Origin of the sequence: Teretinema zuelzerae, from assembly GCF_021021555.1 — a bacterium.
GTDB classification, from domain to species: Bacteria; Spirochaetota; Spirochaetia; order Treponematales; family Treponemataceae; genus Teretinema; species Teretinema zuelzerae.
This window is the reverse complement of sequence record NZ_JAINWA010000003.1, coordinates 689539-715285: the sequence shown is the minus strand read 5'-3', so window position 1 is coordinate 715285 and position 25747 is coordinate 689539. Positions and strand designations below refer to the sequence as shown.

Here is a 25747-nt window from a genome sequence, read left to right as displayed (position 1 = left end):
TCACTCCTCCTGCTCGCGCGCAGTCAGCGGCCGGACGCTGTCCCGGATCCGCATTGTATAGGGCATGACGACCTCGAGAGGGCCGGCTTCCTTTCCATTAATTATATCCACCATGAGCTTTCCTGCACGGTTTCCCGTGCCGGTATAGTCGAAGCTCATCGTCGTTATCGGCGGGTTGCAATACGCGAGAACTTCCGGATCGTCGACGCAGGCTACGGAAATGTCTTCCGGAACCTTGTATCCGTGCGTCGTAAGCCAGGCTATCGCTCCGATCGCCAGCCGGTCCGTAATGCAATATATCGCGGTAGGCCGCTTTTCTGCGTCCTCCATCAGTTTTTCGGCTCCCTTCTTTCCTGAAGGATACTCGAAGTCTCCCGTGACTACCAGTTCAGGATCGTAGGAAATGCCTGAATCTTCGAGGGCCGCCCGATATCCTTCGCGTCTGAGTTTTCCGATGTTTTCGTCATGATCCCCGACGGCAATGCAACCGATGCGCCGGTGTCCTAAATCCGCTAGATGATTCACCATGGTACGCGCGGCCCCGAAGTTGTCGACTCGCACCGCTGGGCATTCAAGCTGTATTCCCGACTGTCCGACGATCACCACCGGCATCCTCAGTTTCGAGATCGCCCTTTTATGATCGTCGTCGATCCCTGTCGCGAAGTACAGAATTCCGTCTACTCGCTTCGCATGAAACAGATCGAGGTAGTGCAGCTCCTCTTCTTTGCGGTCGTAGGTATTCGCCAGAATGATATTGTATCCGTTGGCGGTGACCACCGCGGAGATTCCGTCGAAGATCGCGGAAAAAGTTCCCAGGTCGATGCGGGGGAGCATGACGCCGAGGGTATTCGTCTTATGGCTGAGGAGTTCTTTTGCAAGGGAGTTCGGCCGGTATCCGGTATCGGCAAGAACTTTTTCGATCCGTTCCCTGATATCCGGGCTGACGTAGGCGGAGTTGTTTATTACGCGCGAAATCGTGGAAATCGAAACTCCCGCCATCTTCGCCACATCCTTGATATTCATCCGGATTTACTCCTCAAGAAAAGCTTTTCTTGAGAATAATCCGGTTTTTACGGGCTGTCAATCAAAACTATCGAGATTTATATCGATCTGTTTCATCGGCGATTTGACAGACTCAGACAGAAGCATTCTTGATATCAGAAAGTATGCGAATTTATGTTGACTTAATCTAACTTTTTCGATAAAGTTGTCTCAATTTATGTTAGTTATAGTAAACATAGAAGGTCTTCTGAAACAGCGGACTTTCTCGGAATAGGGAGGGCATCATGGGCTTATGCGAACTTGAGAACGGTAAACGCGGTGTTGTTGTCCGGGTCGAAGGCGGATGCGGCGCCCGCGAACATCTTTTGGAGCTCGGTCTTGTTCCCGGCGTTCCCGTGCGCATGCTGGAGAAGGCCGGAGGCGGCCCCTTGCTTCTGGAAGTTCTCGGCAGCCGCGTTATGCTCGGCCGCGGCATCGCCGGAAAGGTGATCGTGCGCTAGGCTTGTAATCGGAAACGAGTGTTTCCGATTTTTTTTCATCAGTTTGTTAGCTTTGGGTAATTTATTCTCGCAAGGAGATTACGATATGGATCTGAAATTGAAGGATATGGAAATCGGGAGCACCGGAGAAGTCGCCGGCTACTCCCGTTCAGATGCGGTGTACCGCGACAAACTGCTCGCGATGGGCTTGACGAAGGGAACTCCCTTCAAGGTTCTTCGCGTGGCTCCGCTCGGAGATCCCGTGGAAATCGAAGTGAGAGGTTTCCGGTTAAGCCTCCGCAAAGCTGAATCGGACGTGCTCGAAATTCGGAGGCTTGGATGAAAGACGGAAACAAGGCGTTGACCATAGCGATCGCCGGAAACCCCAACTCGGGGAAGACAACCCTTTTCAACGCGCTTACCGGCAGCCGCCAGCGTGTGGGCAACTGGCCCGGCGTAACAGTGGAAAAAAAGACCGGCGACATGCCTCATGCCGGAAAAAACTACACGATAGTAGATCTTCCCGGAATTTATTCGCTTTCCTCCCATTCTGACGACGAACGGGCAGCCAGAGATTATCTTTTGTCCAATGAAGCCGGCCTGGTGGTGAACATCGTGGACGCTTCCAATCTTGAACGGAATCTCTTCCTCACCCTCAGCCTGATAGAAATGCGCGTTCCTCTGATCGTCGTTCTTAATATGATGGATCTTGCCGAAAAAAAAGGCATCAAAATCGATCCTTCTGCCTTGTCTGCATCCCTCGGCGTTCCGGTTATGGCGATAAGCGCCGTTAATGCCGACGACGTCAAACGGGTGCGCGAGACGATCGCTGCGGATTCATCCTCGATCTCTCCTTCCCGGCTTATCGTTCCGTATCCGACTTCAATAACCGCAGCGGCTTCTGCGTGGAAAGAAGCTCTTGCTCCTGTGGCTTCGAGTCTCGGGGCCGATCCCGACTGGCTTTCGATAAAACTGCTCGAAGGCGATTCCTTCCTCGCCGGGCGCGTTGCGGATGCCGGAGTACTTTCCTCCGAGGATATCGAAAGGGCTATGAAGGAAATTGAAAGCGCTGAGGGAGATACCCCGGACTCCGTCATCGCTTCGGCTAAATATGAAACCATCGCGTCGGCTTCGGGAGCATCCCGAACAAGCAGGCCGGTTTCGGCGCGAGCCGCCGACCGTCTGGACCGCCTCGTTCTTAACCGTTTCCTCGGAATTCCCCTGTTCCTCGGCGTCATGTATCTTCTGTTCGCCGTGGTTATTAATTTCGGCGGCGCATTCATCGATTTCTTCGATATTCTTTTCGGAGCAGTATTCGTCGACGGCTTCGCCCTCCTTCTCGAAAGCGGCGGCGCTCCGTCCTGGCTGGTCGCCCTTCTCGCAAACGGGGTCGGCGCGGGCATTCAGACTGTTTCCACCTTCGTCCCCATCATGTTCATGATGTTCTTCATGCTGTCCCTGCTCGAGGACTCAGGCTATATGGCCCGGGCCGCCTTCGTAATGGACCGCGCTCTGCGTGCTATCGGCCTTCCCGGAAAAGCCTTCATCCCGATGATCGTCGGTTTCGGCTGCACGGTGCCCGCGGTGATGGCGACCCGAACCCTTGAAAACAAGCGCGACAGATATCTGTCGGTTTTCATGGTTCCCTTCATGTCCTGCGGAGCCCGGCTTCCCGTCTACGCGCTCTTCGGCGCGGCCTTTTTCGGCGCTTCTTCCGGACTCGTCGTATTGAGTTTGTACCTGACGGGCATCGTCCTCGCCGTTCTCACCGGATTTCTTCTGAAGAACACCCTCTTCAAGGGCGAACCCGCTCCCTTCGTGATGGAACTGCCCCCCTGGCACCTGCCCCGGCTCGGAGCGATACTCCGACATTCCTGGTCGCGTTTGTCGTCTTTCGTCGTTCGCGCCGGCCGGGTCATCATAATCGTTGTCGCTCTTTTGGGAATGCTCAACACTATCGGAACAGACGGTTCAATCGGCAACGAAGACACCGAATCTTCAGTCCTCGCTTCAGTCGGCCGAGCCATCACGCCTGTATTCGCTCCGATGGGCATCAGCGCCGACAACTGGCCCGCTACGGTCGGCATTTTCACCGGTTTGTTCGCGAAAGAAGCTGTCGTCGGAACTCTCAATGGTCTGTACGGCCAAATGGCCGTGCCCGCTTTAGATGCCGAAACAGACGAGAATCCCTCTTCGGGCGCGGATGGTCTTGAAACGGCGGAATCTTCAGCGCCGGAAGAATCATGGAGCCTCATGTCGGAGCTTCAGGCGGCCTTCCGTTCGATTCCGGAAGGGCTGTCGGGTCTCGCCGGAACCTTGCGCGATCCTGCCGGCATGTCCCTTGTTTCGGAGGATGAATCGACGATAGCGGAGGAGATCGAGGCCGACGAAGGCCTGTTTACGAGCCTGAGAAATTCGTTCGGAGGGAACTCGGCCGCGGCCTATGCGTACCTGTTGTTCATCCTGATTTATTTCCCCTGCTTCGCGGCGCTCGGGGCTATCGTGAGGGAAATCGGTCCGGTCTTCGGAGCCGTATCAGTGACGTATCTAACCGTGCTCGCCTGGATCGTCGCGACTCTGTTTTATCAGATCGCCTCGGGCGGACAGGCATTCTGGATTGTCTTCGCCTGCGCGCTCCTTGTTCTTGTTGTCGGAATTTTCGCCTGGATGGGACGAGCGAATCGCAAGCCGGCGATTGCGCGCGCAACACCGTGAGCTCGCGCGCAACACCGTGAGCTCGCGCGCAGCACCGTGAGCTCGCGCGCAACACCGTGAGCCCGCGCGCAGCACCGTGAGCTCGCGCGCAACACCGTGAGCCTGCGCGCAACACTGTGAGCTCGCGCGCAGCACCGTGAGCTCGCGCGCAACACCGTGAGCCCGCGCGCAGCACCGTGAGCTCGCGCGCAACACCGTGAGCCTGCGCGCAACACTGTGAGCTCGCGCGCAACACCGTGAGCCTGCGCGCAACACCGTGAGCTCGCGCGCAACACCGTGAGCCCGCGCGCAACACCGTGAGCTCGCGCGCAGCACCGTGAGCTCGCGCGCAACACCGTGAGCCCGCGCGCAACACCGCGAGTCCGCGCGCAACACCGTGAGCTCGCGCGCAACACCGTGAGCCCGCGCGCAACACCGCGAGCTCGCGCGCAACACCGCGAGCTCGCGCCTCGTAAGCTTTCTCTTCGAGAATGCTTGCTTAGCTCAGATAGAAAAGCCGGTCCGGAACGACCGGCTTTTCTTGCGCGACATTCCTGGCATGCTTAAATATTTTGCAAATGACTTGCAAATTTTGTTAATGCTGAGTATCTTCTCGAGCAGGAGATACTCATGAAAAATTATCGTCTTCTTATAGCAGTTCTTCTTTTTATCGCGGCAACCGGCGCATACGCCGCGGGAAACGCCGATTCGCAGCCGGCAGCTTCTAAGCCCCTCGTCGCGGTGAGCATACTTCCGCAGCAATACTTCGTTGAGCGGATCGCGGGAGACCGGTTCGACGTGCTCGTATTGGTCGGCCAGGGACAGAGCCCCCATTCCTACGATCCGACTCCCCGGCAGATGGCGGATCTCGCCCGGGCCTCGCTGTGGATACTCTCGGGAACGGATTTCGAAGAAGGCCTCCAGCCGAAAATTGCAAAACAGTTTCCTTCGCTGGTCCAGGTTGACGGAACCCGGGGCGTGACGTTCCGTTCGATGGAGGGGCACGATCATCACGACGAAGAGGGAGAAGATCATGACGACGGCCATTCAAACGAGGATGCTTCCGCCGATCACGATCAACCGGGCAGCATAGACCGCCATACCTGGCTCGGCAGGGAGCCTGCCCTGATTCTCGCTGCTCATGTCCGCGTCGCTCTTACCAAGATCGATCCCGCCGGAGCCGCGCAGTACGCGGCGAACTACGACTCTCTGACCGCCGAAATCAACGCTGTATTCGCGAAGCTTTCCAAGGATCTCGCTCCGCTCGCCGGTTCGGAGGTCTTGGTGTTTCACCCTTCATTCGGATATTTTCTCGACGAGTTCGACATCGGGCAGGAATCAGTCGAAACCGGCGGAAAGGAGCCTACTCCCCGCGTCCTTACAGAACTCATAGCGCGCGCCCGCGAAGAGAACACCCGCGCGATTTTCGTGCAGAAACAGTTTCCGGTAAGCGCCGCCGAGCGCATCGCAAGGGAAGTCGGGGCGAGGGTGGTGTATCTCGATCCTCTTTCGCCCGATTGGCTCTCGAATATCGAGTTGATGGGCAATGAACTTTCGAAGGCTCTTCAATAACAACGCATCCTGATTTGACGCCTCCGCATCGCCGGCATTACACTGAAGCGTAAAAGGAGGCAGCTTTGAAATATCGTAACCTGGGAAAAACCGGTTTCAAGGTATCGGAAATATCGCTTGGAACCTGGCAGCTCGGCGGCGGCTGGGGAAAGCCGTACGACGAAAAGACGGCCGAAGCCGTTCTTGAAACAGCCCTCGAGCAGGGCATTACATTTTTCGATACGGCCGATGTCTATTCCGACGGAAAAAGCGAAGCTTCGGTAGGAAGTTTCGTTCGCCGCCACAGGGACTCGGTCCGTTTCGCCACCAAATGCGGCCGCCGGTTAAATCCTCATACCGATCAATCCTATACTCCCGCTTCTCTCCGCTCGTTCGTGGAAGATAGCCTCCGCAATACCGGCCTTGAGCGGCTCGACCTGATTCAGCTTCACTGCCCGCCGACTTCCGTATACTATCGGCCTGAAATTTTCGAGGAATTCGAGCGGCTTCGCGACGAGGGAAAGATCGACCGGTTCGGCGTAAGCGTCGAGAAGGCGGAAGAAGGGCTGAAGGCGATAGAATACCCGAATGTCGACACCGTTCAGATCATTTTCAATATTTTCCGCCAGCGTCCCGCCGAGCTCTTTTTTCGGGAAGCCGCCGCAAAAAACATCGGAGTCATCGTCCGCGTTCCGCTGGCGAGCGGCCTGTTGGCCGGAAAAATGACCGAAGCGACCGTGTTCGAAGCAGGGGATCACAGAACCTTCAACCGCAACGGAGAATCCTTCGACAAGGGCGAGACCTTCTCGGGCGTTCCTCTTCCGGACGGCCTGCGCGCCGTCGAACGCCTGCGAGAGATATTCCCTCCCGAACCGTCAATGGCGGTGCGCTCTCTCCGCTGGATCCTCGACCATCCGGAAGTATCCTGCGTCATCCCGGGAGCTTCCCGGCCCGACCAGATACCCCGAAATTGCGCTGCTTCGGAAGCCGAGCATCTGCCGCAGGCTGAGCATACCCAGATACGCCGGATTTACGAGGTGGATATCAAACCTCTCGTGCATCAGCGCTGGTAACGGAGTTTCGGTGTATTAAGCAGGACTCTATTTTTACAGCAGTACTTCTTTTATCGATATTTTTATATTAATTCTATTGACTAGATATATCGCGGATAGTTATAGTTATCCTAGTGAAACACTTTTATTTTTTGGAGGTTCTTGAATGAATAAAATTTCTCGTTTCGCGGCTGTATTAGCCGTTCTCGCTCTGGTAGCGGTTCCCGCCGCGACTGCTCAAAACGCTTCAGTTGACGCTCGCATGAATATTCTCGCGGCCGACGCTGGAAACTTCTTTAACTGGACTCTCGGAAGCCAGAAGGTCGCCGACAAGTTCGACGCGGCCTCCGGAGCGAGCATCGCAGGAAGCACTGCCGGTTTCGACAAGGTTCGCTACGACGACGCCGCCACCAAGAAAGCCGCGATTCCCGTCGGCCTTCGCGGACTTCTCTTGTTTCCCGTATACGACTTCGCCGGTTTTACCCACGATGATCTGAAGGTGACGGAGAATGGAAAGGCTCTCACCGTGCGCTATGTGCACCGCGGAACCGCCTATGAACTGACAACCGACGCCAAGGGCCGCTTCAATCTTTTGACCGGCGCGAAATTCGCGAAGGGCCTTGCCGACAATGTCGGCGGCGAATTCGTCCTTAAGCCCGAATTCGTGAAAGAAGGCGGAGACGCCAAGAACATGAGCGATCTCGACTGGTCGAAAATCGCTCTCGTAGCCGACGCTAAAGATCCCGCCGCCTCCCGCTGGTACGAAGGCGATCTCGCGTTCGCGTACAAGAAGGGCGTGCTTACCATCAAGGGCAAACTGACCGAAAAGAAGTAAGTGTCCGGGACGTACAAGTCCCTAAAAATGAAAAACCGGAGCTGCAGCGCAACTCCGGTTTTTTTTGCCCCTGTGCATGCGTTCTTAAAAATAAACGCCGCGGGCAGCGTTATACGTGGAGGAGGAGCTGATCGTTCGCCAGTTCCTTCTTTTTAATGTCTCTAAAGCGTTGAACGATTTGATCGATAGTAAGGCGGGATTTTTCCTGCGCTCCGATATCCAGGACAATCTCGCCGCTGTCCATCATGAGCAGCCGGTTGCCGTACTCGATCGCGTGCCCCATGTTGTGAGTGATCATCATAACCGTCAGGTTGTATCGTTCCGCAAACGAGCGCGTCAGATTCATGACGATTTCAGCGTTGCGCGGATCGAGGGCGGCGGTATGCTCGTCCAGGAGGAGAATGTCGGGTTCGGACAGGACGGCCATCAACAGCGTGAGCGCCTGTCTTTGGCCGCCGGAAAACTGCTCGACATTATCCTTCAGGCGGTTCTCAAGCCCCATGTCCAGCTCTCTCAGCCGTTCGCGGAAGTATTCCCTCAGTTTATTGTTCAGGCTTATGGAAAGCCCCTTGTAGCCTTTTTTGTGGCATATGACCATGTTGTCTTCGAGGCTCATTTTTCCGGCTGTTCCGAGCAACGGATTCTGGAAAATGCGTCCGATGTACCGGGCCCTGCGGAACTCGGGGCTTTTCGTAACATCGATATCCCTGATCGAGATTTTTCCTTCGGTCGGCGCGTAGGTTCCGGCTATTATGTTGTAGAGAGTCGTTTTTCCCGCCCCGTTCGAGCCGATGACCGTTACGAAGTCTCCCCTGTTCACGTCGAGCGATACATCCCTGAGCGCCCTGTTTTCATCCGGCGTTCCCGGATTGAACACCACTCCGATGTTTTCGATCTTCATCATTTTTTCGCCGCCTTCGATTTGAAAAAGGATGTTTTCCCCTGCTTCGAGACGATGAGGCAGGCGATGATCAGCACGCCGGTGATGAGCTTCAGATCGTTCGCGGTGAGTCCGACGAGGTAGCCGTAGCTGCGCCCGGCGTACATGATCGCCCGGTAGAGGATCGAGCCGAGGACGACTCTCAGGGTGAGCAGCTCAATGCGGTTCGACTTTAAGAGAAACTCGCCTATCATGACGGAAGCGAGGCCCGCGACGACGGTTCCCGTGCCGGAGTTGACGTCTGCGAATCCCTGATACATGCAGGCGAGGGCTCCCGCGATTCCCACCAGACCGTTCGAAAAGCAGATGCCGATGAGCTTGACGACTTCCGGATTCATGCCCTGCGAGGTGATCATCTGCGGATTCGATCCGAGCGCTCCCAGGGTGATTCCGAAATCGGTATGGAAAAAAAGGTTTACCAATACAAGAATGAGAGCTACCGCGGCGACGAGGAACAACAGCACTGCATGGTCGCTTTTCATGAAGGGAGCCGCAATCGTTTTGATCTTCGTAAACAGGGTTTCGTATTTGAGAAGCGAGAGGTTCGCCTTGTTTCCCAGAATACGCAGGTTGATCGAATACAGCATCGTCATGGTGAGGATGCCCGCCAGAAGTCCGGGAATTTTAAGCTTCGAGTGGATGACGGCGGTTATGGCTCCGGCGGCGGCCCCGCCCGCGAAGGCTAACAGAATCGCGAGAAAGGGATTCCACCCGAGCGTCAGCAGGATCGCCATGATCGCGGCTCCGAGGGGAAAGGATCCGTCCACCGTCATGTCGGCGAAATCGAGTACCCTGAACGTGATAAAAACAGCGAGGGCCATGATGCCGAACACCAGGCCCTCGATCAATATGCCTTGAATCATGCAGGCAGTATATCCTGTTTAATTGCGCGTGGTCAATTTGCCGTTCTCGAAGACTTTCCCCGCGGTGTCGAGGATGTCCTGGGGGAAATCGATTCCGCAGATCTTGGCTACGTCGAGATCGATGATGAAGTCCATTTCGGAAGGATCCTTGAGGAACTTGACCGGAATGTCCGCGGGCTTCTTGCCCTGGAGAACGTCCGCGAGGATTGCTCCCGTTGCGCGTCCGGCCTTGTAGTAGTCGAAGCCGCTGGCGATCAGGCATCCGCCGTCGACGGCGCTGGTGGTGTCGGAGGAGAACACCGGTTTTTTGTTCGCGAGAGCGACTTCGATGAGGGCGGGAAGGGCGGAGAACACCGTGTTGTCGGTAGTCAAATAGATTCCGTCCACGCGCTTTACGATCGTCTCGGTCGCCTGCTTCACTTCCGAGGAATTATTGATCGATTGGGTGACGAGTGATATTCCGATCTCTGCGCAGGCCTTTTCTACGCTTGCGAGGGACGAGGCTGAGTTGGCTTCAGAACTGGTGTAGACATAGCCGAGGGTTTTAATGCCCGCAACGCGCTGGAAGAGTTTCAGGTGGTCGAGAACGTCGGTCATGTCTGAAAGTCCGGTGACGTTGCCCTTGCCCATGAGATCGGCGTCCACAAGCCCGGCTCCCGCGGGATCGGTGATGACGGAGAAGACGACCGGCTTGTCCTTGATTGTGTTCGCCGCGGCGATAGCGTTCGGCGTGGCGATGGCGACGACCGCGTCCACCTTGTCGACGAGGAATTTCTGGGCGATCTGGGTTGCGGTGTTAACGTCTCCGTTTGCGTTCTGCAGATCGAAGACTGCCGGGATTCCCCTTGCGGCCAGTTCGTCCTGAATCCCCTGTTCGGTCGCGTCGAGCGCGGGATGGGATACTATCTTGGAAACGCCGATCCTGAAGGACGGGTTTTCGGCGGTTTTTGCTTCTTGTTTTTTCGCGCACCCGCCTGCGAGCAGGACGGCGGCCGCGACGACGAGCGCGTATCTGATTGAATGTTTCATGGTGTTCTCCTTGTTACTACTGATAGTAACAAGGAGACTATAGCTTTCGCAATCCGATGTGTCAAGTGCGAACAGAAAAAAAAAGGGGGCTTTCCAACAGTTGCTGTCGGAAAGCCCCGCTCTTGCCGGGGACCGGGATTGAACCGGCACGGCCGTTACCAGCCAAGGGATTTTAAGTCCCTGGTGTCTACCAATTCCACCACCCCGGCAAGATATGCTAGTATAGTAGCCCGAAACTCTTCCGGAGGTCAATAATGTACGCCGATACGCACGCCCACCTGTCCCATATCGCCGATCGCGGCGAGGATCTTGCAGCTCTGCTGCGGCGTCTGGCCGAAGACAGCGTCCCCTTCCTTCTCGATATCGGCACAAAGCCCGGAGACCTCGTTTTCAGGCGCGACCGCATACTCGAAGCCTCCGGCGGCGTCCTTCCTTCTTTTATACATTTCTCAGCCGGTCTTTGGCCTGACGGAGCCGTCATCGCCGACCGCGACAACGCGATGAAGGCTTTGAACGCTGATCTCGATCTGCTTATGGACGAAGGCTTCCTGCCCGAAGACAACAGGCTCTATCAGGCACTGGGTGAATGCGGCCTTGACCGCTACTGGAACGGGCCCTCTGGAGCGGAGCGCGGCCAGGACGGTTCGGGCGACGGACCCGGCACGCTCGACACAGGCGGAGAAGAGGAGTTGTTCGCGTTTCAGCTTGAAGCCGCGCGCGCGCGTAATCTTCCGGTCATTGTGCATTCCCGCGACGCCTTCGACGCGACTCTGGGATGCATCCGCTCTGTGGGATGGGATCGCGGAGTCATCCACTGCTGGTCGTACGGAATATCCGAAGCGAGGGCTTTTCTCGACCGCGGCTGGCACATATCCTTTCCCGGAAACGTCACCTGGGCGAAAAAGAACGCCGATCGGGAGCGCATCTCCGCCCTGTTGCGCTATGTTCCGCGCGACCGGCTTCTCCTGGAAACCGACGCTCCGTATCTTACTCCCGCTCCGCATAGGGGGAAGACGAACACGCCGCATTTGATTTCTCATACCTACGAGGCCGCCGCCGAATATCTCGGCATGAGCGCGGAATCGCTCGCTGTTCTGGTCGCGGAGAACGCCCGCGCGCTGTTCAGGAAGTTGTAAACACCCGCGCGCTGTTCCGAACGCTGTGAACGTCTTAAGGAGGACTCGGGCCGGAACAGTCTGCTCGCGGAAGTCAGGTAGTAGAGCCTGTTTGCGCCAGGCAGTTGCACCGGCGCGATCGAAAGAAGGACGCTACAGCAGCGCGGTGCTGAACCAGGGAATATAGGTTATAAGCATAAGAATCAAGAATTGCGCCGCGAGGTAGGGGAGCACATCCCGCGCGATTTTCATGACCGGTTTTTCGAAGGTGTAGCTCGCAATGAACAGATTCATTCCGACCGGGGGAGTGAGAAATCCCAGCGCGAGGTTCGTGAGGAAGATCACTCCCGTATGCACCGGGTGGATGCCGAAGGATTCGGCCACCGGAACGATGAGGGGAGAAACTACCAGGATTGCGGAATATAGGTCCATGAAGCATCCGACAAGAATGAGCAGGATGTTGAGCAAAAACAGAAACAGCAGACGCGAATGCACGAAGGCGGCCACCAGATCCGTCAGGAGAAAGGGGATTCCGGCGTCCACCATGAAATATGCCACAGCCTTCGCGGCTCCTACGATGACGAGGACGCCGCCCGCGACCGGGATGCTCTTGAGCGCGACTGCGGCCGCTTCGCGGATATTGAAATCCCGGCGGATGAATACTTCCAGAACGAAGGCGTAGACCGCGCAGAAAGACGCCGTTTCCATCAGCGTAAAAAAGCCGGTGAAGTATCCGAGTACGATTCCTGCCGGAAGAATCAGTTCAGGCAATCCTTTAACGAGCGCTTTCAGGAGGTTCGGAAGCGAGAATGCTCCCCGCTTGGAGCCCCTGTCGCGAAATATTCCTATTCCGATCATTGAGAGAGCCATTAAAACGCCGGGGATGATCGAACCCTTGAACAGGTCGTAAATATCGACGGAAAAGATATTCGTGGTGCCGTAGATGATGACCGCGAGGCTCGGCGGAAACAGCATTCCGATCGATCCGGACGCGGTTACCAGCGACTGGGCGTTCGCCTTGCTCGAGCCGCTTCCGGTCAAGATCATAGTTAAAAGGCCGCCGAGTGCGAGAATCGTGACGCCGGAAGCTCCGGTGAAGGTCGTGAAAAACGTCGCTACAATCACCGCCGCGATCACCGGTCCTCCGCGCAGCCAGCCGACGCTTTCCCTCACCACTTCAAGCAGGCGCTTGCCCGCGCTTCCGTCCGCCAGCAGGTATCCGGCGAGGGTGAACAGGGGTATGGCCGCGATGCTTTTATCGGTGAGAATCCCGTAGTACTCGAGCGGGATCATTTCCACATAGCCGCCGCCCTGAGAGAATGCGGCGTACGCGATTCCCGACATGGCGATGAATATGGGCAGTCCGAAGGCGGCCGCCAGCACGAGAATCCCGATGATTGGCCAAAGAAGGCTGTGCGAGACGCTGATCCAGAGATTGAATACTGAATTGAAAAAATCGGGGGCCGCGTTTCCGGTAAGGGACCACCAAATGCCCGCAAGGGGGCCCGCGGCGAGCGGAACGGCGATGATAAAACCCGCGAGCGGAGCGATCTTCGATTCCCGCGACGCAAAGAGGAGATAGAGCATCCCCAGATACATCAGCGGGAGAAAGGCGAATACGAGACGAAGCGGAATTCCCCACAACCGCTCTTCCGGCGTAAATATCATGAACAGTTCGGAGCCGGCCGAAAGAAACAGAACGCCGAGCACGGCAGAGGTGAGCGCCGTCAGGATCGGAGAAATGATTCTTCGTATGCCGAAGGGCATGATCTCGTTGAGGATTCCCAAACTCAGCTGTTTGTCCTGGGCAGAGGTGATGACTCCGGCGACCGCTGAAAACATGAACACCAGGTTCACCTGCACGGAATCGGAGGATGCGATGGGAATTCCGGTTATCGCGGAAAATACGCGGAACAGAAGAGGAAAGAGGGCGAGCAGCGCCAGCAGGATTATTCCGGTTCCGCGTACGGTCTTTTTTATCATTCGCGGTCTCTATAGGTTGAAAGGAGGCTTCTCAGCTCGCCGTAGAGCTTCATGTCGAAGGCTCCGGGAGCCGTTTTGTTGGCGATTTCGATATCGCGGTTGAATTTCGCTTCCCAATCGGCGAGCTCCGCCTCAGTCGGACGGATCGGTTTTACGCCTTCGTCTATCATGCTTTGCATATAGGCCCGGTCAGTGTCTTCGAGCGCGGCGTCGAGCCGCACCTTCATGCTGGCGATCGCTTCCCTCATTTCTGGATGGTACTGAGCGGGAATCTGCGCCCAAGCTTCGTTGGAAAGCAGCACTCCCGCCATGACCGGGCACAGTTTCGTATCGAGGGCCCATGAAATGGTTTTGGAGAATCCGGTAACATAGGCGTACATGTGAACGCCGAAGAATCCCCGGAGGTTTCCTCCCTTGAGCGCCTGGAGAAGCTTTGCCGCCTGGATGTCTTCGATATTGAAGCCGCCGGCCCGGAATGTGTCTCCGAGAATCGGACTGTCGAGTCCCGCAGAGGCTATTTTAATCTTTTTAAGTTCGTCGAGATTGGCGAACCGGTCTTTTGTGTAGAAAGAAAGCCAGCCGACGTTCGTCCAGGCGAGGCTTTCGAATCCCGCGTCCCTGAATGCTTTTTTAAGCCGGTCGTCATGCGCCTTGAACACGAAGTCGAGCTCACCCTGGCTTCTGATGAGAAAGGGCATGGAGTAGGTGTACAGCGAGGCTGCCGGCGCCAGTTCGTGCATGCCGATGGTGGTGAAGATGACTCCGTCGAGCGGGGCTTTCTGGCCGGGCCTGACCGAGCGGAATTTCTGGATGACTCCTTTTTCGCCCCCGAGCGCGGTGGCGTCGAAGAAGACGATGTTCACCAGCCCTCCGGTGATTTTATTCCATTCCTGGGCCAGCGCCCGCTGTTCTATGTCCCAGGGCGATCTCGCAGGAGCGACCGACGCGATTTTAAGCGTTATTTTGCTTTGCCCCTGAACGGAAGCTGCGGCCAGTATCAGAGCGAAGGCTAGCGATGCAATGCGCCGTGGTTTCATAGGATCAATCCTCCGGGAATAGAATAAATTCCGACTTGTGTTCTTTGAGCCACAGAGCCTGTTCCCTCGCCAACAGAAGGGCGAGGCGGTTCTCCGGTTGCGAATCGGGATCTATCGCAAGGGCTTTGTCGATGTTTTCAGTGAACATGCCTGAGTCCTGGGTCGGGACGGCGATGCTTCTGGCGCAGGCTATGAAGAGTGAGGGGCTTGAGCCGGCGGATATTTCAAGGGCCCGGTCCCGGGCTTCAAGCGCCTTGTCCATTCCGCCTCCAAGGCTTTCCGGAGCGGCGGCGTAAAAGGCGAGGAGTACTTCGAAGATCGCTCCGTTGTTGAACTCCGGGTGAATCCCGGCGGCCCGTTCCAGGAGAGCGACCGCGGCGGGAACCCTCGGCGAATAATACGAGTTAAGCGGATCGAGGGAGAAAGCCGCCAGCAATCCCGCTCCCGTCCAGTAGAGGCCCGGAACATCCGTAATCTTGAATTTTTCGAGCGCTTTTTCAAGGAATTCAAGGTTGCCTTCATGGACTGCGCGGCTGATGCCGGGTTTTCTGATTTCCAAACCGGAAAGCGAGTATTCGAAACCCCTGCGATACAGGTTCAGGGCCCGCAGATACTGCCGGTTCTGTTCGTCGAAACGATCTGAGGGCAAGCGTTCGGCGGGAGTCTGGATGAACGCGTTTGCGTACATGACGCACAACTGGCCGGTCATTATGCCCAATTCGCGGTGCTGCGGGTTTTGTATGAGCATCATTTCATAGATTTTCAGAGCGGCGGGGAAAAATGCGGCCACCAGTTCGGGGTCGTTTTCGCCGGTGAGGGCCGTCATCGGATCGGGTTCGTCTCTATGTACGGTGCCGTACTCGGGAGCGAGGGCGTCCGATACAGCGTTGTAGGCTGCTTTTTGTATGGAGCAACCGGAAAACCAAAGGAATGGAAGAATAAAGCAGAGAAAAGAGCGTGCGCAGGAACCAGCGGGTAGGCTGACGGTTGTTCTTTTCCCTGTTGCCCTCATCGATCAGACTCCTTTTCCCAGTCGGCGATGAATCGTTCGTAGGCGGCGATCGTCGCCGCCAGGGAAGTCGCCATCAATTCGCTCCTTCCGTCCCAATTATTGCCTTCAAAGATATACAGATTTTTAAGTATACCCTTGAGATCGTCGATTGTACAGGACGAATCATGTTCCCGACGCCGCTGGAGTCCCCTCAGTTCTTCTTCGAGCACCTGGCGGTACTTCTCGTCGATGTTGTCTGTTGTTATGCCCATTTGTCCACATATTAGTGGTTTTTTTTATCCCCTTCAAGTATATTGTTTCTATGGAAGAGAACGAAATACTCCGTAAAACCGCTTTTCAGGAACTCTGCAGGGCCTTGTCCCGGGCCGACGACGAGGAATTGATAGAAGGTTTCATGTCCTGTCTGCTCACGCCCACTGAGGTGCAGGAGATATCGAGCCGCTGGGCTCTGGTACGGGAGATCGACGCCGGAACCACCCAACGGGAAATCGCCCGCAAGCTGGGTTTGAGCCTGTGCAAAATCACCCGAGGTTCCAAAGAATTAAAAAAAGAAAACTCTCCGTTCAAGGCGATGATAGATCTCGGAGCCGAATAAAAAAGGCTGTCCGGCGGTTTCGTGCCGGACAGCCTAAAAAACATATCCCTGTTAGTCAGCTTTTCGCCTGCCGATTTATTTCAGCAATGCGGCAATTTCGGGCCTCTGCCAGCGCACCGCTATGTCGTACGCGGTTTCCCCGGAAATGTTCCGGGCTCCGCGGTCGATTTTCGGAAGCGCGAGCAGCCTTCTCACGGTTTCAGCGTCGCCGGAACGGGCGGCGTAGTGAAGGAGGCCGTCGCCGATAGTGTCGGTTTTCTCCGGGGCGTATTCGGCGATCATCGGAACAAGGGCGGGGTAGGCGGCCAGAGCGATGGTCACCGCCGACTCTCCCTGGTTGTCGCTCGCGTAGGGGTCGGCGCCGGCGATTAGCAGCACCTTTGCCAGCGATTCCTGTCCGCCGCGCACGGCCTGGAGAAGTGCGGTCGAACCGGTCCGGTTGCGGTTGTTCACCGGAAAACCGGACGCGAGAAGGGTTTCCAGGGACTCAGGCCCGCTGTGCTCGCTCACCGCGATATGCAGCGGGGTGTTTCCGTCGGAATCGACCATATTCGTATCCTTTCCGATCACCGCGGTCATGGTCGCGCTCGTCTTTTTAAGCGCGAGGGAGAGCGGCGTCTTTCCGTACGAATCGCGCGACATCGCGTTTCCGCCGGATGCGCGCAGCAGGGCTACGATTTCCGGAGACGAATTGTCTACCGCTTCGTGGAGGGCGTTCCGTCCGTACATGTCCTGGATGACGGGAGATGCCTTGCGGTCCAGAAGGAGGCGGATGGCGTCTTCCCTGTTCGCTTTGATCGCGTCGGTGAGGGCAGTACGCCCCGATTCGTCCGCCGCGTTTATGTCGGCTCCTGCTGCCAGGAGCGTTCTGAGAAAGGCGAGGTTTCCGGTGCGGGCCGCTTCGTGAAGCGCCGTCTTGCCCGCGAGATTCCGCGCGTTGATGAGGCGTTTTGAATTGCTGCGGGCGTCGTAATCGAGCAGGGCTTCTGCCGCGCGGGGAGCCGACCAGCGGATGCAGGCGTGGAGGGCGGAATTGCCCAGAAAGTCCCTGGCATTGATGTCCGCCCGGCGTTCGGCCGAAGGAGAAAGCATGGTTCTGAGCGTTTCGCTCGAGTCTGCCTTCACCGCGCTGAAAAGCGGCGTTTCCCCGTTCGCGTTCCTCGCGTCGAGATCGCCTCCCTTTTCTCCGATAAAGGTGACGACCTGCGCGAGCTGCCATTCCGCGGCGAGATGGAGCGGCGTGTTTCCGGCTCCGTCGGTGCTTTTAATCACTGCCGAGTTGAGCACCCAGTCCTGCCTGCCGCCCATGCGGGCCAGCGCGATCTTGAGCGCAGATTCGCCGGATACGTTCGGGTTGAATACGTCCCCGCCGTAGGCCAACAGTATTTCGCCCGAGGCGCGGTCGTTGCCCCTCACCGCGATATGGAGGGGGCTGTCGCCGTTTTTATCCCTGGCGTTGATGTCCGCTTTCCTGGAAATAAGGTAGTTGATGATCGGTTCGGGAGCTTTGTTCAGAACCGCGATGTGAAGGGGAGTCCTTCCCTGCGAGTCCCTGGTTTGCACGTTCGTTTCGACGATAACTGCTTCAACCATTTCCGGTCCCGATGATATCGCCTTCGAGAGGGCGGTGTGGCCGTCCATGTCTTCCGCGTGTATATCCGCGCCGAGCCTGACGAAGAGATTCGCCTGCACCAGCTGGTTCCGTTCGATCGCCAGGGCAAGCGGGGTTATTCCCCTTTTGTTCCGCTCGTTGGTGTCGGCGCCCGCGTTCAGAAGAGCTCTGATGATGTCCTCGCTCATGCCCAGGCGGGCGGCGATATGAAGGGGGGTCTCTCCGTAGCTGTCCTTGAGATTCGGATTCGCTCCCGCGCCCAAAAGCAGGGTGAACAGCTGCGAGCGGCTCGCCAGGGGCATGACCAGATGGAGCGGCGTGTTTCCGGAAGAATCGCGGGGATTGGGATCCGCTCCGGAGGCGAGAAGTATGCGCGCCGTTTCGATACGGCCGTTGCGCACCGCTTCGTGAAGCGGAGTCGAGCTTGCGATGTCTTTTACGTTGACCGGAACCTTCCGCTCGAGGAGGTAATTCACGAATCCCGCGTAGCCGTTCCCGGCCGCGATGTGGAGGGGCGTTTTTCCTTCCTCGAAGCGCATTCCCGGATTCCGTTTCAGGACGGCTGTTTCGAAATAGCTGAAATCTCCCCGAAGCGGCTCCGCTCCCGCTAAAATAAGTTCAGCCGAGATCCGTGCGCTTTCGCCTGCCTCGGGGTCGGCGTAGGCGAGGGCGAGGGGCGTTGTCCCGCTCGCGTCGGCATGTCCGGGATTCGCTTTTTTCGCCAGAACTGCTTTCACCAAGGTTTCGTCGCGGGATTCAACCGCGTAATGAAGAACCGTTCGCCCGCGCTTGTCCTGCTGCAGAACCGTTTTTTCGTTCAATATCGGCTCGACCGCTTCGGTTCCGCGGGATGCGGCGATTTTCCACACCGAAGAGCCCGCCGCGTTTTCGGCGAATATGGAGGAATCCGCGTCCGCCAGGACGCGGGCCGCGTCGTAGCACCCCGCGCCGAGAGCCGCCGCAAGGGGCGTTTCTCCCGCTGAATCCTTCACCGCAGGATCCGCTTTCATTGAAAGGAGAAACTGTATCATTTCCGAATCGTTTCGAAGCGCGGCTATGTGAAGGAGACTCTGTCCCCGTGCGTTTTTCTGGTTTACCGAATCGCTGGAAGAGAACCTCTGGCGGACCTCCGCCGTTTTTCCCCCGGCTATCAGGTCGAGCAGGCTTTCTTCGCCCGCAGCCGCCGGTTCGGCCTGCCGAGGCGCGCTCTGGCAGGATGCGAACATGAGCATCGCCGCGGAAAAAAGCGCGATTCCGTATCGTGTTGTCTGTACTGTCTTCAAGGTGTACCCCCTCCTTATCATCGGCTCTTTTTTTTTAAGCCCTGAAGTGTTTTATCTGGAAAACATCATTCTGCTTGTGGTAGACTCTGTCGCATGGAAAAAGAACGCGGATACATCGAAGGTTACGCAGAGGTTATGGAACGACTCGGGGGCAGCGAAGCCCTGCTCGACCGGCTGCTGATCAAATTCCGCGATTCGTACGGCAATTCCCGCGCAGATTTCGACAGCTGCCTTTCATCCGGAAAATTGGAAGACGCGTACCGGATTGTGCATTCTATAAAAGGCGTATCCGCGAATCTCGGCCTCGGAGAGGTGTGGAGAACCGCTATCATTCTCGAGGCCCGCCTGCGCGAGGGCGAGTACACCCTCATCGATGGCGAGCGGGAAGCATTCTTTCTGGCGTTGGAAAAAGCCGCTTCGGCTATCTGACCGGCCGGCGCCCGGTCTTTGCCGGACCGCTTCTGCATTGTTATAAGCGGCCTGAGCAAAAAAAACGCGGCAGGAAGTTTCCCGCCGCGGCTCCGGCAAATTAATTCGCCTGTTTACTCAACAACACTTCGATTTCAATCGCCTTTTTCGCTTTCATGACGCGTTCGACGATATCCTTATTGCGTAGTATGCCCGAAATCGCCGCGAGGAACTGGATGTGCGGACCGGAGGTTTTCTTCGGCGACGCGACCATGATGAACAGGCGAGAGGGCTGTCCGTCGAGGGCGTCGAAATTTACGCCTTCGTGCTTGATTCCGATCGCGACGCTGAGCTTCGCGATGCCGTCGCTTTTTCCATGCGGGAGCGCGATGCCGTTCTGCATTCCGGTGCTCATCGTCCGTTCGCGGGCGAGCACGTCGGCGAGCACCTGGTCGCGGTTCAGGACAGTGCCGGATTGAGCCATGAGATCAACCAGTTCGGCGATGATCTCTTCCTTCGTGCCGCCCTTCAGCTCAGTGCTGATGCAGCGGGCGTCGATGAGCTGGAGAAGGCTCTTGTCCGTACGGGCGTTCTCATCCATCAGGCTCTGCTTCAATGCCGCTGGATCAGATTCGGCTTTGAGCCGTTCGATAGCCTCGTTGAGCTTGACTATTACCTCGAACATGGAGTTTCGCACGAATCCGGCGTCTTCGTGGGCGGTTTCGATGGTGACGTGGTTCTCCACCTCGGTGATGGAAAGGGATACGTCTCCCTTTCTGGCCTGCGAAAGGCCGTCGTCGATGTTCATCATCTGGACGTAAAAGCCTTCTGCCTTCAGGTCCTTGAGCAGGGTGTCGACGACGAGATCCGCGATTTCATCGGAGGGGAATACCCAGTCGATTATTTCGGCGTCTCCGTCCTTGACTTCCTTCTTCGTTCCGCGGCCGGGGGCCTTTAGAACGGCGTTCAGCATCGGCGGGGCCACGAGGGTGGTGAGCAGGGTCATCATGATGACGACGCCGAAAAGCTCTTCGTTGAGAATTCCGGCCGTCATACCGATGCCGGCGATGATGAGGGCGACTTCGCCGCGGGGAATCATACCCATTCCGACCCGCAGAGCCCCCTTCACGTTGAAGCCGAGTCCCAGGGTGGGAAGTCCGCAACCGATTATTTTAGCGAGAACCGCTACTGCCGTGTAAATCAGGCCGAATACCAGAACCTCCACGGAGAACATGGCGCCGACGTTGACGAGCATGCCCATTACCGCGAAGAACAGGGGCACGAAGAACTCGTAGAGTCCGTGGATGCGCTCCTGGATGACAGCAGCGATATCCGTCTTGGAGAGGGAGAGGCCGGCGATGTACGCGCCGATGATCATCGCGAGTCCCTGGCGCTCGAAAACGCCTGCGAGAATAAGTGCGATGCCCAGGGCGAGGATCGAGAAGTCGTAGCTGTGCTTGAAATATTTGAGGAAGGAAGCGATGCGCTTCGCGAAAATGAGGCCTGCGGCGGTGAAGCCGAGCCAGATTCCGAACGCCTTGCCTGCGATGCCGCCGATCGCTCCGGCGGTCAGGGTTCCGCCTGTTCCGGTCATCACTGCGACGATTCCCAGAACCACCGCGAGCATGATTATGCCGAGCACGTCGTCGAATACTGCCGCGGCCAGGATGGTGACTCCTTCAGGTGAATCCATCTTTTTCTGGTCTGAAAGGATGCGGGCCGTTATGCCGACTGAGGTTGCCGTCGAAAGAATTCCGAGGAAGAGGCAGCGGGGATCCATGAAGGACGCGTCGAGCATGATCATGCCGACGAGGTCTCCGAGGCCGAACGAGAAGATTACTCCCCCCATGCCGACGATTCCGCCGGCTACCGAATATTTCAGGAAGAGCCCGAGATCGGTTTCAAGGCCGGAGGCGAACAATAGGATGATCGAGGCGACTGTCGCGAAGCCGTAGAGCTCGGGGCTTACCGCGAGCGATCCGGAACCGAGGGGAAAGACGCCGTGGGGGAATCCCGGGAGAGAGATTCCGCCGAGGGCGTAGGGTCCGATGACCACGCCGGCGAGAAGTTCGCCAAGAACAGAGGGAATTCCGACTTTTTTGACAAGGATTCCGCCCGCCCGGACTGCAAATAGGATTATTCCGATTTGAAGGACTAATTCAGCCATCACCTCTGTGATGGAAGCTTCGGATTCGGCAAAGATGGCGCCTGTTGCGAAAAACAGAAACGTCAAGATGGCCAGGAAGAGCTTTGTGTTACGCTTCATGATATGCCTCTTGAAAAAGATATGGGAAATACGTGCTAAATAGTGCCATATTTCGCATATCCATTCAAGTGTAGGAAAATGTTGCCATGGGTTGTCATTCGATCTGGCAATAATTTCCTGAATTGTTGAAATCCTTACCAGACAATGATATTTCCCGCGTAGGTGAGCCCCCCGCCGAAACCGACGGTCATGATGATGTCGCCCTTGTGCAATTCTCCGGTGCGGGCGTATTCGTCAAGGGCTATCGGGATCGTGGCGTTCGAGGTATTCGCGTACTTTTCTATGTTCATGAAGAACTTGTCTTCGGGAATGCCCAGCCGCTTCGCCGCTGCCTGAATGATGCGCATGTTGGCCTGATGCGGCACGATTTTTTTGATGTCTGCCATCGTTAGACCGGTTTCTTCGAGAAGCCGCTCCATCGTATCGGTGAAGGCGCGAACCGCGAAGGTATAAACGGCGCGTCCGTTCATATAGATATGCGTTTTTTTCTCGATCGTCTCCCCGTCTTTATAGGGATTCCTGGATCCGCCTTTTTCGCAATAGAGCTCGAGCGCTCCGTTTCCTTCCGAGCCGAGCACGGTATGGATGAGACCCCTTTTCTGCGGACCTTCCGCCGGGGCGTCCGTCCGCTCGAGGATCGCCGCTCCCGCACCGTCTCCGAACAGTACGCAGGTTCCGCGGTCTTCCCAGTCGGTAATCCGGGTGAGGGTGTCCGCTCCGATAACGAGGGCTCTTTTCCTGTTTCCGAGCGACAACATGCCCGCCGCCGCTTCCAGCGAGTAGGCGAAGCCTGAACAGGCCGCGACGAGATCGAAGGCGCCTGCTTTCTTGATGCCGAGCTTATCCTGAACGATGCAGGCTACCGAGGGAAATCCGTAGTAATCGGGGGACGATGTTCCCACTATCACCAGATCAATCGTTTCAGCTACCGATTCCGGGTTTCCGGGAGCGAGAGTCTCGAAAGCCGCCAGAGCCGCCTTGACCGCAAGGTCGCTGGTCGCTTCCTCTTCGGATGCGATGTGCCTCGAACCGATACCCGTATGGCTTCTGATCCATTCATCGTTGGTTTCTACTGTCTTTGAAAGTTCATCGTTCGTAACCCGGCGGGCGGGCAGGTAGCTTCCTGTAGAAATAATTTCGACTGCCATCGCAAAACTCCTTGCTGTCTCTAAAGTACGGTGCAACCTTTTTTGACCCACCGGTGTCTGAAATGGTTGCACGCTAAAAATAGCATATGTGCATTATTTGTCAATATGTCAAATTGACAAAATATCTTAAAGTGTCATAAAGTAGAAAAAGGAGATCAGCACATGACACGTGGAAGCATTCGAATCGACCGGGAAAGATGCAAGGGCTGCGGTCTCTGTTTCAGAGCCTGTCCTTTTTCAGTCATCGGTCCCGACAGTTCCATGAACCGTTCGGGAACCTGTCCCGCAGCGGTCCTGCGCCCGGAATCATGCACCGGTTGCGCCTCCTGCTATCAGGTTTGCCCTGATTGCGCGATTACCGTGTATCGGGAAGACGGGAGCCATTCATGAAGACTACAGAGAATCAGCGGACCCTGATGAAGGGAAACGAGGCGATAGCAGAGGCGGCCATACGCGCGGGTTGCCAGGCCTATTTCGGCTATCCGATAACGCCGCAGAACGAGCTTATCGCCTATATGGCCGAGGCGATGCCCCGGCTGGGAAGGATTTTCATCCAGGCTGAAAGCGAAGTTTCGGCGATAAACATGGTGTACGGAGCCGCGGCGGCGGGAGCCCGCTCGATGACCAGCTCTTCGAGTCCGGGAATCAGCCTGAAACAGGAAGGAATTTCCTATGCGGCAGGCGCCGATATTCCTCTTGTATATGTAAACATCGTGCGCGGCGGTCCCGGATTGGGATCGATAGCGCCGGCGCAGAGCGATTATTTTCAGTCTACCCGGGGCGGCGGCCACGGAGACTACCGGGTCATCGTGCTCGCGCCTTCAAGCGTGCAGGAATGCGCCGATCTGACCGTGCTCGCCTTCGACCTCTCGGAAAAGTGGCGCATGCCGGTGCTAATTCTGGGAGACGGAGTCATCGGCCAGATGATGGAAGCGATCACGCTGCCCGAATCGAGAACTCCCTCCCGCATCGGCGCATCCTGGGCCGTCGGCAATATGGGTAGCGATTCCCGGCCTGCGCGCCATATTACTTCTATAAACCTCGTGCCTGAGGAGCTGGAAGCTCTTGTGTTCGACCGCTTCAAACGCTACGAGCGGGTAGAAGCGGAGGAAACGCGCGCGGATGAATATCAGTGCGCCGACGCCGAGCTGGTAATCGTTGCCTACGGAACTTCCGCACGGGTTTCCCGCGCGGCGGTGGAACGTGCCCGGGAGGAAGGCCTCCGGGTCGGATTGTTCCGCCCGGTCACCCTGTGGCCCTTTCCTTCCGCCCGCCTGTTGAGCCTCGCCGAGCGGGGAACGCCTCTTTTATCGGTGGAAATGAGCATGGGGCAGATGCGCGAGGATATCCGCCTCGCGGTATCCGGCAAGGTTCCCGTCCATCTGCTTGCCCACACCGGCGGCATGGTTCCCACCGAGGATGAAGTTCTTGGGCGCATCCGCTCTCTTATGGAGGAAAACCGATGATCACAGTCGCCGAACACCCCCGCTCCCTGGCTTCCGTGCAGACGAAATACTGCGCCGGCTGCGGCCACGGAGTCGTGCACCGCATAATTTGCGAACTGATCGACGAGATGGGCATGCAGGGCCGCGCCGTCATCACCAATCCGGTCGGCTGCGCCATCTGGGCCGATCTCTATTTCGATTTCGATTCGGTGCAGCCCGCCCACGGCAGAACGCCCGCCGCGGCTACCGGAATCAAGCGGGTTCTCCCGGACCATCTGGTCATCTGCTACCAGGGAGACGGAGACCTCGCCGCGATCGGGACGGCGGAAATCATCCATGCGGCCAACCGCGGAGAAAAATTTACGGTTATTTTCGTGAACAACGCGATATACGGCATGACCGGCGGCCAGATGGCCCCGACCACGCTGGTGGGGCAAAAGGCCGCAACCGCTCCGATGGGCCGCGATCCGGAAGGGCAGGGAATGGGGTATCCCATCCGCGTCCTGGAAATGCTCGCCACCCTGGGCGGCACCCGCTACCTTGCGCGCGGGGCGGTCAACTCGCCCGCGAACGTGCGCAAGCTGAAAAGCTACATAAAGACGGCCTTCGAAGCCCAAATGAACGGAATCGGTTTTTCCATGGTTGAGATTCTGTCCCCCTGCGGGACGAACTGGGGCATGGAGCCGGTCCAGGCTGTCGAGTGGCTGGAAAATGAAATGATTCCCTACTATCCGCTCGGGATAGTGAAAAACGAGCTGCCCGGAAAGGCAGGAGGCGTTAAATGAGCGAAAAGACGGTATTCGCCGGTTTCGGCGGCCAGGGAATCATATCCCTGGGTCAGATTTGGGGCTATTTCGGGATGAAGGAGGGAAAAGAGGTGAGCTTTTTTCCGTTCTACGGAGCCGAGAAACGCGGAGGAATCGCCCGCGCGAACTGCATCGTCTCGGACGAGGGCATTGCGAGCCCCATCATCAGCAAGGCCGATTCGGTCGTGGTGATGAATCAGGACAGCCTGTCCGGCTGCGTTTCCGTACTCGCCGAAGGCGGGCTTCTGCTGGTAAACTCGTCTCTGGTGGATCTGGACGCCCTCGATCCCGCTTCCGTCGGACTCGCTCCCGAAAAGGGCGGTTCCTGGAAGGACCGCTTCCGCGTCGTACAGGTTGCCGCCGGAGAGATCGCAGCAAAGCTGGGCTCGGTCAAAACCGCAAATATGGTGATGCTCGGCGCACTCGCCCGCCTCACCGGCGCTCTGTCCCTCGACTCGGTAGACTCGATTCTGACGGGCTTTTTTCCGAAATCGAAGCAGGCCCTGGTGCCGCTGAACGCTTCCGCGATACGCGCAGGGATGAACATCGCTTCGATGTAAGGTCTCCTTGACGGGGGCTTGCTCAGGTATTC

General features: G+C 57.0%; 24 protein-coding genes and 1 tRNA gene. 13 read left to right on the top strand and 12 right to left on the bottom strand.

The annotated features are described in order from the left end of the window. Complete coding sequence (locus K7J14_RS10480) at window positions 1–1023, bottom strand: LacI family DNA-binding transcriptional regulator (RefSeq protein WP_230755960.1); 1023 nt, start codon at window positions 1021–1023, stop codon at window positions 1–3. A 263-nt stretch (window positions 1024–1286) separates the two neighbouring features. Here K7J14_RS10480 and K7J14_RS10475 point away from each other — a divergent pair, with 263 nt between their 5' ends. From K7J14_RS10475 to K7J14_RS10450, 6 genes are all read left to right on the top strand, one after another. Further along, complete coding sequence (locus tag K7J14_RS10475) at window positions 1287–1502, top strand: FeoA family protein (protein ID WP_230755958.1); 216 nt, start codon at window positions 1287–1289, stop codon at window positions 1500–1502. Between the two features lie 85 nt (window positions 1503–1587). After that, the gene (locus K7J14_RS10470; protein WP_230755956.1) at window positions 1588–1824 is read left to right on the top strand and encodes a FeoA family protein; all 237 of its coding nucleotides are present in this window, start codon (window positions 1588–1590) and stop codon (window positions 1822–1824) included. Further along, a complete protein-coding gene (feoB, locus tag K7J14_RS10465) occupies window positions 1821–4196 on the top strand; it encodes a Fe(2+) transporter permease subunit FeoB (protein WP_230755954.1) in 2376 nt (791 codons plus the stop codon). Before K7J14_RS10470 ends, feoB begins: the two co-directional genes overlap by 4 nt. Before the next feature lie 609 nt (window positions 4197–4805). After that, window positions 4806–5747, top strand: coding sequence for a metal ABC transporter solute-binding protein, Zn/Mn family (locus K7J14_RS10460; protein WP_230755953.1), 942 nt, complete (start codon window positions 4806–4808; stop codon window positions 5745–5747). A gap of 65 nt (window positions 5748–5812) precedes the next feature. Continuing rightward, window positions 5813–6799, top strand: a complete 987-nt coding sequence (locus tag K7J14_RS10455) for an aldo/keto reductase (protein WP_230755952.1) — start codon at window positions 5813–5815, stop codon at window positions 6797–6799. 145 nt (window positions 6800–6944) lie between these two features. Next, the gene (locus K7J14_RS10450) at window positions 6945–7613 is read left to right on the top strand and encodes a hypothetical protein (protein ID WP_230755951.1); all 669 of its coding nucleotides are present in this window, start codon (window positions 6945–6947) and stop codon (window positions 7611–7613) included. Between the two features lie 109 nt (window positions 7614–7722). Here K7J14_RS10450 and K7J14_RS10445 read toward each other — a convergent pair whose 3' ends face one another. The 4 genes from K7J14_RS10445 to K7J14_RS10430 all read right to left on the bottom strand — a co-directional run bounded on the left by K7J14_RS10445 (window position 7723) and on the right by K7J14_RS10430 (window position 10654). Continuing rightward, a complete protein-coding gene (locus tag K7J14_RS10445) occupies window positions 7723–8517 on the bottom strand; it encodes an ABC transporter ATP-binding protein (RefSeq protein ID WP_230755950.1) in 795 nt (264 codons plus the stop codon). Beyond that, a complete protein-coding gene (locus K7J14_RS10440) occupies window positions 8514–9416 on the bottom strand; it encodes an ABC transporter permease (protein WP_230755949.1) in 903 nt (300 codons plus the stop codon). Before K7J14_RS10440 ends, K7J14_RS10445 begins: the two co-directional genes overlap by 4 nt. Window positions 9417–9434: 18 nt before the next feature. Continuing rightward, entirely contained in the window at window positions 9435–10445 is a 1011-nt protein-coding gene (locus K7J14_RS10435) for an ABC transporter substrate-binding protein (protein WP_230755947.1), read from the bottom strand. A gap of 123 nt (window positions 10446–10568) precedes the next feature. Further along, window positions 10569–10654, bottom strand: a tRNA-Leu gene (locus K7J14_RS10430). A gap of 45 nt (window positions 10655–10699) precedes the next feature. On the opposite strand from K7J14_RS10430, the gene K7J14_RS10425 reads away from it, so the two are divergent. Further along, window positions 10700–11581, top strand: a complete 882-nt coding sequence (locus tag K7J14_RS10425; RefSeq protein WP_230755945.1) for a TatD family hydrolase — start codon at window positions 10700–10702, stop codon at window positions 11579–11581. A gap of 132 nt (window positions 11582–11713) precedes the next feature. Here the strand turns inward: K7J14_RS10425 and K7J14_RS10420 are convergent, their stop codons facing one another. The 4 genes from K7J14_RS10420 to K7J14_RS10405 are packed head-to-tail and all read right to left on the bottom strand — an operon-like array spanning window position 11714 to window position 15843. Then, entirely contained in the window at window positions 11714–13540 is a 1827-nt protein-coding gene (locus tag K7J14_RS10420; RefSeq protein ID WP_230758872.1) for a TRAP transporter large permease subunit, read from the bottom strand. Then, window positions 13540–14580, bottom strand: coding sequence for a TRAP transporter substrate-binding protein DctP (gene dctP, locus K7J14_RS10415; RefSeq protein ID WP_230755943.1), 1041 nt, complete (start codon window positions 14578–14580; stop codon window positions 13540–13542). The genes K7J14_RS10420 and dctP overlap by 1 nt, the downstream gene beginning before the upstream one ends. A gap of 4 nt (window positions 14581–14584) precedes the next feature. Continuing rightward, window positions 14585–15592: a TRAP transporter TatT component family protein gene (locus K7J14_RS10410; protein ID WP_230755941.1), complete on the bottom strand. Its 1008-nt coding sequence runs from the start codon at window positions 15590–15592 to the stop codon at window positions 14585–14587. Further along, window positions 15589–15843 carry a hypothetical protein gene (locus tag K7J14_RS10405; RefSeq protein ID WP_230755940.1) on the bottom strand — a complete coding sequence of 85 codons (255 nt, stop codon included), beginning with the start codon at window positions 15841–15843 and terminating at the stop codon, window positions 15589–15591. The genes K7J14_RS10410 and K7J14_RS10405 overlap by 4 nt, the downstream gene beginning before the upstream one ends. Before the next feature lie 50 nt (window positions 15844–15893). On the opposite strand from K7J14_RS10405, the gene K7J14_RS10400 reads away from it, so the two are divergent. Next, a complete protein-coding gene (locus K7J14_RS10400) occupies window positions 15894–16187 on the top strand; it encodes a Trp family transcriptional regulator (RefSeq protein ID WP_230755938.1) in 294 nt (97 codons plus the stop codon). A gap of 75 nt (window positions 16188–16262) precedes the next feature. Here the strand turns inward: K7J14_RS10400 and K7J14_RS10395 are convergent, their stop codons facing one another. Beyond that, window positions 16263–19082, bottom strand: a complete 2820-nt coding sequence (locus K7J14_RS10395) for an ankyrin repeat domain-containing protein (protein ID WP_230755936.1) — start codon at window positions 19080–19082, stop codon at window positions 16263–16265. A 93-nt stretch (window positions 19083–19175) separates the two neighbouring features. On the opposite strand from K7J14_RS10395, the gene K7J14_RS10390 reads away from it, so the two are divergent. Then, window positions 19176–19511, top strand: a complete 336-nt coding sequence (locus K7J14_RS10390) for an Hpt domain-containing protein (protein WP_230755934.1) — start codon at window positions 19176–19178, stop codon at window positions 19509–19511. A gap of 100 nt (window positions 19512–19611) precedes the next feature. Here K7J14_RS10390 and K7J14_RS10385 read toward each other — a convergent pair whose 3' ends face one another. Beyond that, on the bottom strand, window positions 19612–21756 hold the full coding sequence (locus tag K7J14_RS10385; RefSeq protein WP_230755932.1) for a cation:proton antiporter domain-containing protein: 2145 nt from the start codon (window positions 21754–21756) through the stop codon (window positions 19612–19614). A gap of 134 nt (window positions 21757–21890) precedes the next feature. Next, complete coding sequence (locus K7J14_RS10380) at window positions 21891–22904, bottom strand: beta-ketoacyl-ACP synthase III (RefSeq protein ID WP_230755929.1); 1014 nt, start codon at window positions 22902–22904, stop codon at window positions 21891–21893. A 162-nt stretch (window positions 22905–23066) separates the two neighbouring features. On the opposite strand from K7J14_RS10380, the gene K7J14_RS10375 reads away from it, so the two are divergent. The 4 genes from K7J14_RS10375 to K7J14_RS10360 are packed head-to-tail and all read left to right on the top strand — an operon-like array spanning window position 23067 to window position 25715. Continuing rightward, window positions 23067–23294: a 4Fe-4S dicluster domain-containing protein gene (locus tag K7J14_RS10375; RefSeq protein ID WP_230755927.1), complete on the top strand. Its 228-nt coding sequence runs from the start codon at window positions 23067–23069 to the stop codon at window positions 23292–23294. Then, window positions 23291–24370: a 3-methyl-2-oxobutanoate dehydrogenase subunit VorB gene (gene vorB / locus K7J14_RS10370; protein ID WP_230755925.1), complete on the top strand. Its 1080-nt coding sequence runs from the start codon at window positions 23291–23293 to the stop codon at window positions 24368–24370. The genes K7J14_RS10375 and vorB overlap by 4 nt, the downstream gene beginning before the upstream one ends. After that, entirely contained in the window at window positions 24367–25134 is a 768-nt protein-coding gene (locus K7J14_RS10365; RefSeq protein ID WP_230755923.1) for a thiamine pyrophosphate-dependent enzyme, read from the top strand. Before vorB ends, K7J14_RS10365 begins: the two co-directional genes overlap by 4 nt. Then, entirely contained in the window at window positions 25131–25715 is a 585-nt protein-coding gene (locus K7J14_RS10360; RefSeq protein WP_230755921.1) for a 2-oxoacid:acceptor oxidoreductase family protein, read from the top strand. Before K7J14_RS10365 ends, K7J14_RS10360 begins: the two co-directional genes overlap by 4 nt. The last annotated feature ends 32 nt before the right edge of the window (window positions 25716–25747 follow it).

Coding starts and splice junctions, on each gene's coding strand:
- K7J14_RS10480 (WP_230755960.1), bottom strand. CDS start 1,023: ATGAATATCAAGGATGTGGCGAAGATGGCGGGAGTTTCGATTTCCACG.
- K7J14_RS10475 (WP_230755958.1), top strand. CDS start 1,287: ATGGGCTTATGCGAACTTGAGAACGGTAAACGCGGTGTTGTTGTCCGG.
- K7J14_RS10470 (WP_230755956.1), top strand. CDS start 1,588: ATGGATCTGAAATTGAAGGATATGGAAATCGGGAGCACCGGAGAAGTC.
- feoB (WP_230755954.1), top strand. CDS start 1,821: ATGAAAGACGGAAACAAGGCGTTGACCATAGCGATCGCCGGAAACCCC.
- K7J14_RS10460 (WP_230755953.1), top strand. CDS start 4,806: ATGAAAAATTATCGTCTTCTTATAGCAGTTCTTCTTTTTATCGCGGCA.
- K7J14_RS10450 (WP_230755951.1), top strand. CDS start 6,945: ATGAATAAAATTTCTCGTTTCGCGGCTGTATTAGCCGTTCTCGCTCTG.
- K7J14_RS10445 (WP_230755950.1), bottom strand. CDS start 8,517: ATGATGAAGATCGAAAACATCGGAGTGGTGTTCAATCCGGGAACGCCG.
- K7J14_RS10440 (WP_230755949.1), bottom strand. CDS start 9,416: ATGATTCAAGGCATATTGATCGAGGGCCTGGTGTTCGGCATCATGGCC.
- K7J14_RS10435 (WP_230755947.1), bottom strand. CDS start 10,445: ATGAAACATTCAATCAGATACGCGCTCGTCGTCGCGGCCGCCGTCCTG.
- K7J14_RS10425 (WP_230755945.1), top strand. CDS start 10,700: ATGTACGCCGATACGCACGCCCACCTGTCCCATATCGCCGATCGCGGC.
- dctP (WP_230755943.1), bottom strand. CDS start 14,580: ATGAAACCACGGCGCATTGCATCGCTAGCCTTCGCTCTGATACTGGCC.
- K7J14_RS10410 (WP_230755941.1), bottom strand. CDS start 15,592: ATGAGGGCAACAGGGAAAAGAACAACCGTCAGCCTACCCGCTGGTTCC.
- K7J14_RS10405 (WP_230755940.1), bottom strand. CDS start 15,843: ATGGGCATAACAACAGACAACATCGACGAGAAGTACCGCCAGGTGCTC.
- K7J14_RS10400 (WP_230755938.1), top strand. CDS start 15,894: ATGGAAGAGAACGAAATACTCCGTAAAACCGCTTTTCAGGAACTCTGC.
- K7J14_RS10390 (WP_230755934.1), top strand. CDS start 19,176: ATGGAAAAAGAACGCGGATACATCGAAGGTTACGCAGAGGTTATGGAA.
- K7J14_RS10385 (WP_230755932.1), bottom strand. CDS start 21,756: ATGAAGCGTAACACAAAGCTCTTCCTGGCCATCTTGACGTTTCTGTTT.
- K7J14_RS10380 (WP_230755929.1), bottom strand. CDS start 22,904: ATGGCAGTCGAAATTATTTCTACAGGAAGCTACCTGCCCGCCCGCCGG.
- K7J14_RS10375 (WP_230755927.1), top strand. CDS start 23,067: ATGACACGTGGAAGCATTCGAATCGACCGGGAAAGATGCAAGGGCTGC.
- vorB (WP_230755925.1), top strand. CDS start 23,291: ATGAAGACTACAGAGAATCAGCGGACCCTGATGAAGGGAAACGAGGCG.
- K7J14_RS10365 (WP_230755923.1), top strand. CDS start 24,367: ATGATCACAGTCGCCGAACACCCCCGCTCCCTGGCTTCCGTGCAGACG.
- K7J14_RS10360 (WP_230755921.1), top strand. CDS start 25,131: ATGAGCGAAAAGACGGTATTCGCCGGTTTCGGCGGCCAGGGAATCATA.